The sequence below is a fragment of the Streptomyces sp. NPDC048516 genome (assembly GCF_043199875.1).
In the GTDB taxonomy this organism is placed as follows: Bacteria; Actinomycetota; Actinomycetes; order Streptomycetales; family Streptomycetaceae; genus Streptomyces.
The window spans coordinates 306,612-319,614 of sequence record NZ_JBICWS010000008.1 but is presented as its reverse complement, the minus strand read 5'-3'; the positions used below and the strand labels follow the sequence as shown (position 1 = coordinate 319,614).

12 protein-coding genes and 1 pseudogene are annotated in these 13,003 nt (G+C 72.1%); 5 read left to right on the top strand and 8 right to left on the bottom strand.

What is annotated here, in order from left to right:
* The first annotated feature begins 1 nt into the window (after nucleotide 1).
* On the top strand, nucleotides 2-1,564 hold the full coding sequence (locus ACGFR7_RS18825) for an ATP-binding protein (protein WP_393320064.1): 1,563 nt from the start codon (nucleotides 2-4) through the stop codon (nucleotides 1,562-1,564).
* 120 nt (nucleotides 1,565-1,684) lie between these two features.
* Here ACGFR7_RS18825 and ACGFR7_RS18820 read toward each other — a convergent pair whose 3' ends face one another.
* On the bottom strand, nucleotides 1,685-2,644 hold the full coding sequence (locus ACGFR7_RS18820; protein WP_393320061.1) for a M56 family metallopeptidase: 960 nt from the start codon (nucleotides 2,642-2,644) through the stop codon (nucleotides 1,685-1,687).
* Between the two features lie 110 nt (nucleotides 2,645-2,754).
* Nucleotides 2,755-3,132: pseudogene (locus ACGFR7_RS18815) on the bottom strand (BlaI/MecI/CopY family transcriptional regulator); the annotation flags it as partial.
* Between the two features lie 114 nt (nucleotides 3,133-3,246).
* On the opposite strand from ACGFR7_RS18815, the gene ACGFR7_RS18810 reads away from it, so the two are divergent.
* From ACGFR7_RS18810 to ACGFR7_RS18795, 4 genes are all read left to right on the top strand, one after another.
* Nucleotides 3,247-3,942, top strand: a complete 696-nt coding sequence (locus ACGFR7_RS18810) for a DedA family protein (protein WP_393320058.1) — start codon at nucleotides 3,247-3,249, stop codon at nucleotides 3,940-3,942.
* A gap of 245 nt (nucleotides 3,943-4,187) precedes the next feature.
* Nucleotides 4,188-4,793: a phosphatase PAP2 family protein gene (locus ACGFR7_RS18805; RefSeq protein ID WP_393320055.1), complete on the top strand. Its 606-nt coding sequence runs from the start codon at nucleotides 4,188-4,190 to the stop codon at nucleotides 4,791-4,793.
* Between the two features lie 323 nt (nucleotides 4,794-5,116).
* Complete coding sequence (locus tag ACGFR7_RS18800) at nucleotides 5,117-5,725, top strand: phosphatase PAP2 family protein (RefSeq protein ID WP_393320053.1); 609 nt, start codon at nucleotides 5,117-5,119, stop codon at nucleotides 5,723-5,725.
* A 164-nt stretch (nucleotides 5,726-5,889) separates the two neighbouring features.
* The gene (locus ACGFR7_RS18795) at nucleotides 5,890-6,198 is read left to right on the top strand and encodes a hypothetical protein (RefSeq protein ID WP_393320050.1); all 309 of its coding nucleotides are present in this window, start codon (nucleotides 5,890-5,892) and stop codon (nucleotides 6,196-6,198) included.
* 783 nt (nucleotides 6,199-6,981) lie between these two features.
* Here the strand turns inward: ACGFR7_RS18795 and ACGFR7_RS18790 are convergent.
* The 6 genes from ACGFR7_RS18790 to ACGFR7_RS18765 form a co-directional block, all read right to left on the bottom strand.
* A complete protein-coding gene (locus ACGFR7_RS18790) occupies nucleotides 6,982-7,389 on the bottom strand; it encodes a hypothetical protein (protein WP_393320048.1) in 408 nt (135 codons plus the stop codon).
* A 727-nt stretch (nucleotides 7,390-8,116) separates the two neighbouring features.
* Nucleotides 8,117-8,707 carry a hypothetical protein gene (locus tag ACGFR7_RS18785; RefSeq protein WP_393320045.1) on the bottom strand — a complete coding sequence of 197 codons (591 nt, stop codon included), beginning with the start codon at nucleotides 8,705-8,707 and terminating at the stop codon, nucleotides 8,117-8,119.
* A 3-nt stretch (nucleotides 8,708-8,710) separates the two neighbouring features.
* Nucleotides 8,711-9,418: a vWA domain-containing protein gene (locus ACGFR7_RS18780; protein WP_393320042.1), complete on the bottom strand. Its 708-nt coding sequence runs from the start codon at nucleotides 9,416-9,418 to the stop codon at nucleotides 8,711-8,713.
* Nucleotides 9,415-10,611, bottom strand: a complete 1,197-nt coding sequence (locus ACGFR7_RS18775; protein ID WP_393320040.1) for a protein kinase — start codon at nucleotides 10,609-10,611, stop codon at nucleotides 9,415-9,417. The genes ACGFR7_RS18780 and ACGFR7_RS18775 overlap by 4 nt, the downstream gene beginning before the upstream one ends.
* Nucleotides 10,608-11,702: a serine/threonine protein phosphatase gene (locus ACGFR7_RS18770; protein WP_393320038.1), complete on the bottom strand. Its 1,095-nt coding sequence runs from the start codon at nucleotides 11,700-11,702 to the stop codon at nucleotides 10,608-10,610. Before ACGFR7_RS18770 ends, ACGFR7_RS18775 begins: the two co-directional genes overlap by 4 nt.
* A complete protein-coding gene (locus ACGFR7_RS18765; protein ID WP_393320036.1) occupies nucleotides 11,699-12,979 on the bottom strand; it encodes a hypothetical protein in 1,281 nt (426 codons plus the stop codon). Before ACGFR7_RS18765 ends, ACGFR7_RS18770 begins: the two co-directional genes overlap by 4 nt.
* Nucleotides 12,980-13,003 lie beyond the last annotated feature (24 nt).

Below are 13,003 nucleotides of genomic sequence, written 5' to 3'. Positions count from 1 at the left end.
GATGTTCCGGGCCCGCGACCGGTCCGGCACCGGGCCCCGCAGCCGGGCCGGCCGCCGGCTGCCGGCCAGGATGCGCGCCCGGCTGCGGGCCCGGGCGGGCTCCTGGCGCAGGGGCGGGTCGGCCGCCTGGCTGCGCACCCGCAAGCCCGCCAGCCTGCGCACCGCCTTCGCGGTGGCGTTCGCCATGGGGGCTGCCGCGGTGACCGTCCTGGTCGGGTTCCTCAGCTACGACGCGGCGGCCCGGCTGGTGCGGGTCGACGAGCGGTCGGTGTTCTCACAGGTCGTACGGGATCTGCGGACCCAGGTCCAGGAAAAGCCCTTCCAGCCCACCGACTACACGACCGTCGACCCCGACCACGACGGGCCGCGCGACGACCTCACCCGGCCCACCCGTACCGATGTGCAGATCCTGGGCGCCGACGGCCGGATCGTGGAGGCGGGACACCCGGCCCTCCCGGCCGGTACCGGGGAACGCCGGGTCGCCGGTGACGCGCGCGCCGGCCACCTCGCCGAGCGGGAAGCGGAGATCGGCGACGAGGAGTACCACGTCGCGACCGTGGCGCTCGGCGGCGGCCGTGGCGCCGTGCAGGTCGCGCAGAAGTTCAGCGAGACCGAGGATCTGCTCTCCGCGCTCCAGCAGCGCACCGCCCTGCTGGCCGCCGCGGTCATCGCGCTGTCCGGCGCGGGCGGCTGGTGGCTGGCGCGCCGGATCACCGGCCGGCTGGTGCGGCTGACCTCGGTCGCCGAGAACGTGGCGGAGCACGGACGGCTGGACGTCCCGGTTCCGGTGGCGGGGCGGGACGAGGTCGCCCGGCTCGGGCGGGCCTTCGACGACATGCTCGGCCGGCTGGCCAGCGCCGTCCAGGACCAGCAGCGCCTCGTCCAGGACGCAGGCCATGAGCTGCGCACCCCGCTGACCTCGCTCCGTACGAACATCTCGCTGCTGAAGCGGTTCGACGAACTGCCGCCGGACGCCCGCGACGAACTGCTGACCGATCTGGCGGGCGAGGCCCGGGAACTCAGCGACCTGGTCAATGAGCTGGTGGATCTGGCGGCCGGGCAGCGGGACGACGACCCGCTCTCGGAGGTGAGCCTGGCCGAGGTCGCCGAGAAGGCAGCCGCCTCGGCCCGCCGCCGCACCGGCCGGGAGATCACCGTACGGACCGTCCGCCCGGCGGTGGTCGAGGGCCGGTCCGCCGCGCTGCACCGTGCGCTCACCAATCTGCTGGAGAACGCCGCCAAATTCGACGCGGGCGGGACGGAGCCGATCGAGGTCGTCGTCACCGGAGCCCGCATCGAGGTGCTGGACCGCGGCCCCGGCATCGCGGACGCCGACCTCACCCGGGTCTTCGACCGCTTCTACCGGGCCGCGGCGGCCCGCGGTCTGCCGGGCTCCGGACTCGGCCTCGCCATCGTCCGCGAGATCGCCACCGCCCACGGCGGCCATGCCTTCGCCACCCGCCGCCCCGGCGGCGGCGCCACGCTGGGTTTCACGGTCGGGCGGGGAAGGGACGGCGGCACGGGAGCCGGAGCGCCGGTGGGGGGCGGGGCGCCGGGGGCGTAGCCTCCGGTGAGCTGGGCTTTTGGTGAGCTGGGCTCGTGCCCGTGCCCGCCCCGGCCCGTGCCGCCCCGGCCTATGCCCTCCCAGGGCCATACCCTCCCGAGCTCGTGCTTCTCCAGGCAGTCAGTGCACCGCCTCCCCCTGCGCCACCTCCACCGTCTCGTGCAGATCCGCCGCGGCGTCCAGGGCGGCGGCCGCGGAGAAGGCGACACAGGCGAGCAGGGCCGCGGCGATCAGCCGGCGGCCCTGGAGGCCGGCGCGTATCGGAGGGTGGCCCGGGGGACGCTCGGGAGCCAGCAGGGCGGCGACCCGGCGGGGCACCGGGCCGGTGGTCGCGGCGAGGACGGTGCCGGGACGGTGTGCACCCGCGGCGCCGGGGCGGGCGGCGAGCGCGGCGCGGCCGATGGCGCGGGCCGTGACCCGGCGGTCGCCCACCCGGGCCGCGGCGGTTTCATCGGCCCAGCGCTCCAGGGCGTAGGCCAGCGGGGCGCGCAGCGACCGGAGCAGCGGATGGCAGACCGCGGCCAGCGCGGCCGTGAGGAGGAAGAGGTGGTGCCGGCCCGCGAGATGGGCGCGTTCATGGGCGAACAGCGCCTCGCGCTCGTCCGCGGGCAGCGCCCGCAGCATCCCGGCCGTGACCACCACCCGGCCCGGCCGTCCCGGCAGGGCGTAGGCGTCGGGTGCGGCGTGCGGCAGGACGCACAGGTCGCCGGAGGTGGGGTGGGCTTCGGCGGCGAGCCGGGCGGTGCGCAGTTCGGTGTGGTGGCGGCGGGTGCGATGGGCGATGGCGAGGGCACCGGCGCCGAGCAGGCAGGCGGCGGCACCGGCAGCGGGGACCGACACGACCGGATCGTCGCCCAGCAGTGGCAGGGAGAGATGGCCGAGCGCGGCGACCGGCGGCAGCCGCAGCGCCCCGGCCATCAGCAGCAGGCCGAGCGCCGCGGTCGTACAGCCGGCCAGCACGACCGCGCAGCCGGTCAGCAGCCATGCCGCGGCGCGCGGCGGCAGTGACTCCGCCAGACGGCGGGCGGCCGGTACCGCGAGCAGCGGCATCAGCAGCGGGATCCATACGGCGAAGATCATGGTGCGGCACCGGGGCCGGGGCCGGGGCTGGAACTGGGGCCGGAACTGGGGTCGGTGCCGAGGCTGGTGCCGGGGTCAGCGTCGGGCCGCAAGCCGGCGTCCGGGCCCTCGGGGGCGCCTTCCGCGCCCTCCAGAAGGGACCGCAGCAACTGCTCGTCCTCGCTGGTCAGCTGGGAGACGAAGCGGGCGAGCGCGGTGCCGCGGTCGTCCTGCTTGTCGAGCTCGCTGCGCATCCGCCGGGCGGTCAGCCCGGCGGAGTCCTGTATGGGGGAGTACACGAAACCTCGGCCGGCCCGGGAGCGGGAGACCGCCCCCTTGTCGTGCAGCCGGGTGAGGATCGTGGTGACGGTGGTCCGCGCGAGCCGGCCGCCCAGCGCGCTCTGCACCTCGGCGGGGCTCAGCGGCCCGCCGGCCGCCCAGAGCGCCGCGAGCACGCTCGCCTCCAGCTCCCCGGCCGGGCGCCGCTGCACGGGTGATGTCTCCGACATGGAACGCCCTTCACCTGTTCGTCGTCTACAGTGCCGTAGACCGTCTACGAGACTGTAGTCAGTCGGGCCGGCCGGAAGCCCGGCCCGCAACCCATTATGGGAGGGGCCGCTGACATGTCCGCAGCCGCCACATTTCCGCAGGTGACAGCGGTCGTCCAGGCCGTTAACGTGCTCGATGCCGGGTCCCTGCTGGCCGCGTTCGGTGCACTGGGTGTCGCCGTCGTGCTGTTCGCCGAGACCGGGCTGCTGGTGGGCTTCTTGCTGCCCGGCGACTCCCTGCTGTTCACCGCCGGACTGCTGTGCGCCCCGGGCACCGGCGGCGACGTCCACCTCGTACTGCCCCAGGTCCTCACGGCTGCCGCCGTCGGTGCGCTCGCCGGATCCCAGACCGGCTACTGGATCGGCCGTCGCGGCGGCCGCGCCCTGCTGGCCCGCAGCCGCGCCCGCCGGCTGCACGAGGGCGCCGCCCGCGCCGAGGAGTTCCTGGCCCGCTACGGCCACGGCAAGGCCATCGTCCTCGCCCGCTTCGTCCCCGTCGTCCGTACCGTGCTGAGCCCGCTGGCCGGCGCCCTGGGCGTGCCCGCCCGCACCTTCGTCCTCTGGCAGATCGCCGGCGGCCTGCTCTGGACGCTCGGCCTCACCCTCGCCGGATACGCCCTGGGCGCATCGGTACCGAACGTCGACCGTTACCTCCTGCCGCTGGTCGCCCTGGTGGTCCTGGTGTCGCTGGCCCCGCTCGCCGTCGAACTGCTCCGCTCCCGCAGACGCCCCCAAACGGCCGGCCGCCCCACCCCGCCGCCCGACGCCTGAACCACGTCCCCGGCCCCTGAATCACGCCCCACGGCGCCTCAACATGCCCCACGACGAACCACGCCCACCCGTCCACCCGCCCTCCCGTCCGGCGCCCTCCGCACCGAGCCGCACAGCGCAGACCGGGGAGCGCAGAGCCGGGGAGCGCGAAACCGCCCAGCGCCCGAGCCGCCCAGTGCCCGAGCCGCACAGCGCAGAACCGCACAGCGCAGAGCCGGGGAGCGCCGAGCCGCCAAGGAGAACCCGTGAACCACCTCGCCTTCGGGGGAGCCTCGATCGACGGCGGCCCGTACACCCGGATCGCCGCCCTCGCCCAGCACGCCCCGCACGCCCTCAACACCCTCCTCTCCTACTGGACCGACTACGGCCTCGCCCTCTTCGCAGCGCTGATGCTGATCGGCTGGTGGCGCGCGAGAAGAGGCGCCTCCGGTGCCATGGCGCTGGCGCTGGCCACCCCTCTCGTCGTGGTCGCCGCCTTCCTCGTCAACGACCTCGTCAAGACCCTCTTCGACGAACAGCGGCCCTGCCGGACACTCCACACCGCCACCGTCGAAGCCTGTCCCGGCCCCGGCGACTGGTCCTTCCCCAGCAACCACTCCGCCATCGCCGCGGCGGCCGCGGTCGCCCTGCTGCTGTGCGACCGGCAACTGGGCCGGATCGCCGTACCGGCCGCGCTCCTGATGGCGGCCTCACGCGTCTGGGTCGGCGCGCACTACCCGCACGACGTCGCCGCCGGCCTGATCGCCGGCGCCCTCGTGGCCCGTCTGCTCACCCCACTCGCCCGCCGAGCGGCTCCCACCGTCGACCGGCTCCGGACCACCCGGCTCCGCCCCCTGGTGGCCGCGCGGTGACGCCGTCAGAACCGGAACCGGGACGGGCACCTGAATCGGCACGGGAACCGGGACGGGAACGGGAACAGGGAGGGGCACCGGAACCGGGAGGAGCACCGGAACCGGAACGGGAAGCCGAACCGGAACGGGCACCGGAACCGGGGCCGCGGCGGCCGGACCCGGGGTTGGCTCCCCGGCCCGGGCCGGAGCCGGCTCCCCATCCTGGCCCGGAGCAGACTGCCCGCTCGCGCCCTGAGCCGGCCCCGCACCCCGACCCGGGGCGGCGCCCCGCCACCGCCCCACTCCTGACCATTGCCGCGGTCTGCGCCGCCCTCTTCGCCGCCGTGGCCCTCACCGTGTCCCTGCGGCACGGAGCCCCACTCGCCCCCGAACGGGCCGCTCTCCACTGGTCCACCGCTCACCACGGCGAGCCGCTGCGCTCCCTGGCCCGCGCGCTGACCGCCACCGGCAGCGGGCCGGTTCCCTATCTGCTGGCGGTGCTCGCCGGCCTGCTGGCCGGCCGCGGTGCGGCGGGCCGGCTGCGCGCGGTGATCTTCGCCGTCGCCGTCCTCGCCGTCGGCCAGGCGATCCGTTACGGCCTGATGGAACTGCTCGCCCGTCCACGGCCGCCGACCGCCGACTGGGCCGCGTACGCCTCCGGCTACGCGTTCCCCTCCGGCCACGCCACCACTTCGGCGCTGGCAGCCGGAGTCCTGGCCTGGGGTATCGCCCGGCGCGCCCGACCCGCCGTGGCCCGCACCTGGTGCGTGGTACTCGCCCTCTGGGCCGCCGGAGTCGGCCTCACCCGCGTCTATCTGAGCGTCCACTGGCCGGGCGATGTCCTGGCCGGCTGGCTGCTGGCGGCCACGCTGCTCGCCCTCGCACTGCTCCTGGAGCCCTTCGCCTGCCCCCGCCAAAACAGCCCGGACCCGGCCGGTAGCAGCCCCGCATAGCGCACATTCCCATGAATAGCTGACGATCGGACCAGGTCTTCCCCAAGGCCGCATGGACGCGTCCCACGCCGAGCAGCACTGTCCTGGGCGCCGGGACGACGGAAGCGATTCCGCCACGGCGCCGCCCACAGCACGAACCACCGCAACACCAGGGGGACCCACCGATGAACCAGCCGCTCAACCCCTCCCCGCCGCGCCGGTCAGCCGACCGGACCGGCGCGTCCAGTGCCCCGCCGGGCCGCTGCCCGGCCGCGGCCGCCAAGGACCCCACTCCGTGCGAGGGCTCTCGGGACGCCGCCACCATCGTTGACCGCCAGGGCAGGGAGGTCGCCGGCTGCGTCCACCACTGCGCCCGCCTGCTGGCCGGCCTCGAAGGCGCCCGGGTCCACCCCTTCGTCCCCACGAGCCAGGCCCTGGACATCTACTCCCGGGCCCGCGAACTCCCGCCCTTCGCCTGGGAGATCGGCAGATAGCCGGACAGGCGCCCCGGCAGACGGCCGGCCCGTCGGGCACAGGGGCCACGCCCCGGCGGCTCACCTCCAGGGCCCGCTTTCAGAGCCCGCTCTCAGGGCCGCTTTCGAGCACGGTCGTGCCCATCGGGGCAGATGAGCCCTCAGAGGGAATCTGAGGGAAGCTGAGGGGCTTTCGGCTGTGTGAGGAAGGAAAGCAAGGCAAGGCGAGACAAGGCCCTGACCGCGCGGAATGATGCAAACGCGCTGGTCAGGGCCTTCAGGGCCTTCAGGGCCTTCAGAGACTCTGGGTCAGCACTCGATGATGTTGACGGCGAGGCCGCCGCGGGCGGTCTCCTTGTACTTGACGCTCATGTCGGCCACTTTTGATCATGACTCTGACCTGCGAATTTGGCGTGGCAAGCGTGCCGTGCGACACGTCAGGGATTTTGCAGGGACTTCTTGCCGGGCAATTGGCTACAAGGTATCCGACCGGCGTGTGGCATGCCTGTACTGGTGGGATCTTTGGCGCCCATGCGGACGTTCGATTGCTTCATCTGGCCGCCGTACTCGTAATGCGTAGGTCTCGGGTTCGAATCCCGACGGCGGCTATGCGAAGCCCGAGCTCAGGAAGTCTCTAAGCGGGGGCTGTTTGGATCAGTGGGTGTGGCGGTGCGGCGCCGTCGGCGCGCTGTCTCCGTGGCCGTGGTCTCGGACGTGCTCTGCGGTAGCGGTCTTCATGGAGGCGGGATGTGGGCATGTCCACGTTCAACCATCCGTCGCGATGGCGCCTGGCGCCGAGTGTCGTCAGCGCGGAGACGCGACGCGTTGCAGCTGCTCCTTGCCTATGCGTCGGCCGTTCTCGGTCACGGTGACGGTTTCCCCGTTGATCTCGTACTCATAGGGCTTGTTCCAGGCGATGTAGCCGTCACTGGTCTTCTTGGCCCGCATGGCGATGCCGGTGCCGGAGCGGCCGGTGAACTCTCCGTAGTAGTAGAGGTGTTGACCGAGTGTGCGGCACAGCGTGATCTGCTTGTTGTGCGTGCGGTAGGCACGGACGAGGGTGGCGCCCTCGCCGTCGGGGAGCTTGGCCGCGATACGTGAGGGGCAGGACGGCCCGGAGGGCGAGGCCGTGGTGGACGACGGGTCGGGGGTGGTGGCCGAGTCGAAAATAGACGTGCAGCCGCTCAGCAGTTTGGGACCGAGGAAGAGCACGGCGGCCGCGATGCCCAGCGCTTTGAGGCAGCTGCCCCCCGTCGATCCGTTGGATGCGGGCCGGCGCGGGGCGGCGGTGTACGGCGGTGGTGTCGGCCTTGCATAGGCAGGTGGTGGTGGGGGAGGAGCCGGCGGTTCCGGGGCCGCGGGGGGAGGGAAGAAGAGCGGGGCGGGCTCGGACGGGCGGGGGCGTGGTGCACTGCTCCGCGGGCGTGAGGTACGGGAGCCTGCGGGCGTCTTCCGCGTACCGGCAGGGCGGGCGCCGGCGGGGCGCCGCGGTGCGCCCGGCTTCCCGGACCCGGTAGTGGAGGATCCGCCCGGTGAGCCGCCCGACGCCCCGCCTCCCGTGCGCTTCGCCGAGGTGCCGGACCGGTCGGCCGATGGCCTGCCGGGCCGACCCGTGGACATGCCGCCCGCCGGGCCGGCAGACTTCTTCGCCCCGGAGGAGTCCCGCGGACCAGCGGGCCGCGACGCGCCGGGTGACGTCTTCGGTCCGGGAGACTTCTTGGCTCCTGCCACCTTCTTCCATGAAGCGTCGCAGACCACGCAGGCTGTAGTGCCCGCCTTGTTGTGTGTTTTGCAGTCGGGGCAGTCCCAGGCTCTGATGGTGGTAGATGTCTTGGGGCGCACGGACTTCGGCGCGTCGCACACCAGGCAGGTGCGCCGGCTCGGAGAGTTGTGCGTGGCGCAGTCGGTGCACTTCCACGTCGGGCTCGCCACTACGCGCTCACCCTTCACCGTTCATGGACAACTGCCGTTGCACGTCTTGGTACAGGGCCTCCGCATTGTCGGCCGCGTTGAAGACGAGCCAGTCCGGGTGGGAACGCGGTGCACGGCGCATGCCGGGCCGCATCGGCGACGAGGGGCCGGGGATGGCGACGGCCCTGCCGGACGCGCCCTCTTCCTCGTCCGCGGCTTCGGCTCCCGCTTCGCCCTCGTGGGGTGCGGGGGCGGGGTACGCAGCGGCTTTGAGCCCGGCCCGGATCCGGAGAATCTCGAGGAACTCGTGGGTGTCCAGGGTCTGTTCCTGGTCGGCGGACAGGCGTACCGCGATCAGGCCCTCGACGCCCGCCCTGTCTGCCAGCCGGGGCGGGGCGAATCGCAAGACGATCTGAACTCCTGCCCCCGTCTCTTCCCCGACGTGCTGGGCCTCTGCCGTCCGGCACCAGGTGACAGGTAGGGCGAGGTGACCGCCGTCCGCCCATGCCACCTGGAGCGATTCACCGCGCAGGGCGAGAGTGGCCCCCGTGCACACCGCAAGGTGGCCGCCCGCCCCGTCCCCGGTGCCGACCGTGTTCGTGTCTCCTGAATCCCCCATGGGCTACAGGCTGTTCGCAATCGTGTCGATGATTTCGTCCATCTCGAACTCCTGAAGGCCATGCCCGGCCTTGGACGGGAAGTGGAGCGTCATGTCCCAGTCCTGCTGCATGTCGTTCCATGGTTCCTCGTCCGGAGCGAACAGCACCAGCCGTTTTGCGGACTGCTCCATCACGGACAACTGGCTGCCGGAGTAGCCCCATCGCTCGAACAGCTCATCTGTGCTCCGCGGCACGGCGGCGGGGTAGGACTGCAGTGCCGAGTGCGGCCCTCCGAGCGGGTGGGCGGGAGCATCCGTGAACATGACGATCACGTGGCGCCGCCGGTCGAGGCCCGTCTCCCAGGGAGAATCCACGGCGAGCGCGAGCGCTTCGAGCCCGGACTCGGGACGGTCGCCACCGCCCTGGGCCTCGACGCCGTTGAGGAACGTGCGAAATTTCTCCGCTTGGTCGGGCAGGGTCAGAAAGTCCGTCGTCTCAATGGCGTCGTCCTCGTTGTCGCCGAAATCGCGGAAGACGACGGAACGTACGCGCAGTTGGCTGATGGCCTTGCCCTTTTCGTGCATCACCGTCTCCAGGCGCTGCTGGAAGGTGAGTGCGCTCTCCTTCACGGAGTCCAGTACCGGGGTCATGCTGGCGGTCGCGTCTATGCACAGCACGATGTCCACGGCGTACTGGAGGTTGCCCTGGTACTGACCGGCGGATGAGCTCATGGGTTCTTCTTCTCCTTGCTCGTCGGGGAAGGGCTGGTCGCAGGGGTTCCGGACGTGCGGCCGCCGAGGTTGATACGGACGCGAGACACACGGGGGGTGTCTTCGGGAGCTGACGGCCGCGGATCGGCTGCGGCCGGTTGCGACCGGGGCAGATTGGTGCGCAGGCGGCTGGTGCGCGATGGGGTGCCGTCCGCGGCTGATGAGTCCTTCGATTCCGTGGCCGCCCGGGTCTCCGTCCGCGACGGCGGCTCCGGCGCCGAAGGTGAGGTCGGTGTCGCCGTGCTCGTTCCCGGCCGGCGGTGTCGCAGTGCACACACGTCCGGGTCCTTAAGCGCCGAGATTACCGTCGAGATGCGGGGGCGGCTTGAGGGGGCGCGTGACAGCATCACCCGCATCAGGTTGCGCATTGCGTCGGTCAGGCGGCTGTCGAGCGCGAGTTCCTCACGGGCATTGACCGCGTCGGCCGGCGAGCCGAAGCGGTCGTCGTGGCGCGGCAGCGCGCCCGTGAGGTAGTGGTGCATCATCAGGCCGAGCGCGAACACATCCACGGCAGTGGTGAGATGCCGCGGCTGGATCTTCTCATCCTCCTGCACATAGCGGCGCCACTCCGGAGCGCCGTAGAGCGAGTCACCCGCGATGACGTCACGGCCGGGCGGGTTCCCGCTCAGGTAGGAGTCGTCGAAGTCGATCAGCTTCGCGATATGGAAGGCGTTGCCCCCGTATTTCTGCACCAGCACATTGGCCGGCTTGAGATCGCTGTGCACGATGCCGATGCCGTGCAGCAGGTTCAGACTGACCGCGAGAGTCTTGAGCAGCACCGTCTTGTGGCGGGGGGCAAGCAGCTGCGGCTTTTCGAGGGTGGAGGTGTCTATGCGGGCCGTGACCTTGTAGTACGTCGACTCGTGTGCGAAGAAGTCCGTGGCAAGGACGAGGTGGCCGCCGCCGTGCATATTCGGCCGGAGCCGCTCCATGATCGACCGGTGCCGCTCCTCGAACTGCTCACACAGCCGCAGTCGCGCTTCCCGGCTGTGCGCGCTGCCGCCGCCTGGGCGTGGACGTTTGGGCGCCAGGAACTGCTTGATGAAGAACTCTTCACCGCTCTTTTCCGCGAACGCCCACATGCACTTACCGCCGCCCGCATTGGTGGGCCGGGTGGTGATGCGGTAACCGCCGACGACCTCCCCTTGCTTCACGCTGTCCCTCCCTCATCCCGTGTCCGTCCCTGTGACCTGGCGTCTGACGCGAGCGGAGGCGGCAGCCGCGCTTCGTAGCCGGGCCGGTAGCGTTCCCAGGCCCGAGCGCGCCAGTGCCGCATCGCCTCGGCGCCGCGGGGATCCGGCATGGCCGACGCGTCCCGGTCGAGCCATGCGAAGCGCTCCGCGCACCCCGCACGCAGCTCATCAAAGGTACGGAAGCCGAGCGCGACGAGAGCCAGCGAGGCGTCGTCTCCCGTGTACGAGACAACGGTTGAGGTCAGGCGCGCGGCCCAGTCGTCGAGGTCCGTGGACCGGCACAGCGTGTTCAGCAGCACGTGTTCAAAGTCTCCAGGAGTCTGTACGTAGCCGAAGAAGCCATCCGTCGCACAGAGCAGCACACACGGCAGCGGAATGCGGCCGTATGGCTGGCGCTGGACGAAGAACTCCCGGTCCGCGCTGACCATGTTCGTCATCTGCGGGTCCTGGACGAGCTGGCTGAGCGCATCCGGATCGTCGGCATGATCACGGGTGAGCGTCTGCAGTCCGGCATCAGGCGTCAGGACGTACGCGCGGGAGTCACCCGCCCACAGCGCCTCGCATACGACGTCGGAATCGCGTGCCGTGTACCGGAGAGCGGCCACGGTGGTGGGGAGCCGGCGGCGCATGGTACCGACCACCTTGCTGCGCCGCCCGATCGGCCGGACGCCCGCGAACAGCTGCCGAAGGTGTGCGCCCAGGTCGGTGTAGGCATCAGAAGCCTGGTTTTCGCTGTCCCAGGCCGTACGGTCGTCCATCTCTCCGGCGAACCAGGACTCCGTGGCGAGGCGGGCCATGCGCGAGGCCACCCAGGCGCCGGTCCGGGCGTTGCCGTCGGCGTCGTGCCACGCAATCGACGAGCCCGCGCCGCCCAGGCCGTCGAAGACGCCGAGCACACCGCAGCGGGTGGGGCGGTGGTGCAGAAGAAGCGGGTCGGCGTCCTCTCCCTGGCCGGGCCGCCGCTCGGTCCAGACTCCCAAGGCCATGAGACCCGGCTCGGTGTGGGAGCTGACCGGGCGCCGGGCAGCATGGTGGGTCAGTGGCAGCGTCATCGGCCGCTCCCGCGACGGATGCCGCGTACCCGGCTGGCCGGTGGAGCTGTGGCCCCTGACGTGCCTCCCGTTCCCGCGGGGGCGGCACCGGCGTCCATGGGCGCATCGTCCGTGCCGGGGCGGCGACGCGGATCGTAGCGGCGGTCGACCGGCGTCTTCCCATAGCCGTCGCCCGTGTCCGCTTCCGGTGGTGCACCGATGGGCTCATCCTCGGGCGGTCCGTCCTTGGGCGGCGCGGTGACCGTATGCGGGCCCTCGTACGACCCGTACGCTCCGCCGTCGTGCACGCTGTCTGCCGGAGCCCCGGCACTTGTGTGGCCCGGCTCGTCGGGCTCGGGGAGATACGTGGCCGGCACCTCCGGCTCCGCGGCGTACTCATGCGCCCGCGGGACGGATGACGACGGGGGGTCGGACGGCAGCAGGGCCCCCCGGATCCTGCTTCGCCGCGTTCCGCCGAACGGTGCCTCCGACCCGCCAAGGACCCGGCCCAGTACGGCCCGTTCGGCCTCGGCGATCTCGAAGGGCTCCCGGTCCTTGTCCCCGCGCTCCAGAATCATGCGCAGGGTGTCGCGCAGCTCCGCGCGTTCGGCGGCCTCCGCCTTCTCGATGTATGCCATCGCGGCCGCCGCGCCGTCCTTTTCCAGGATCTCGGCGATCAGGCCCTCCACGCCGTCCGCGCGCATCATGTCCAAGTGACGCTGGCGCCGCATCCCGGCGAGGCGGGATGCGCGTACGACATCCCGGAACTGCCGTCCGCTGGAGGACACTTCATCTGCATCGACCAGCAGTTCGACATGGAGGGAGGAGAGCCGGACGGCATCGTCCCCTTCGAAGTCCCGCACTGCCTCGTTGAGCGCCTCCTCGGCCTCGTGGAACTCCGCGATGTCGTAGCGCCGCGAGACCTGCCGCAGCATGCGGCGCATGTGCTCGACCAGGGCGGCGCTCATATCGCGGATGCCTCGGGCGACCACGGCCGCCGGGTCGGTCACCCGGCAGGTCAGGGCGACCGAGCTCTGGAAGGCGAAGGTGGCGTCCCGGCTCAGCAGCGGAAGGTCGAGCACAAGCCAGTGGTCCCCGGTGTCGACGGTGTAGGCCGTCTGGTAGGCGCCGAAGCGGGATGACGGGATGGCCTCACCAGGCCGTACCGTGAGCGCCGGTCCGCTGTGGGGGACAAGGACCAAGGCGCGGCCGGGCGCCGGCGGCCGCAGGGGGCTGAGCAGCCGGAAGGCCGAGAGGTCCTCGGTCTCCAGGATCGGATCGTAGGTGGTCTGTTGCACGGTGTCCTCCGGACGGGGCTGGAC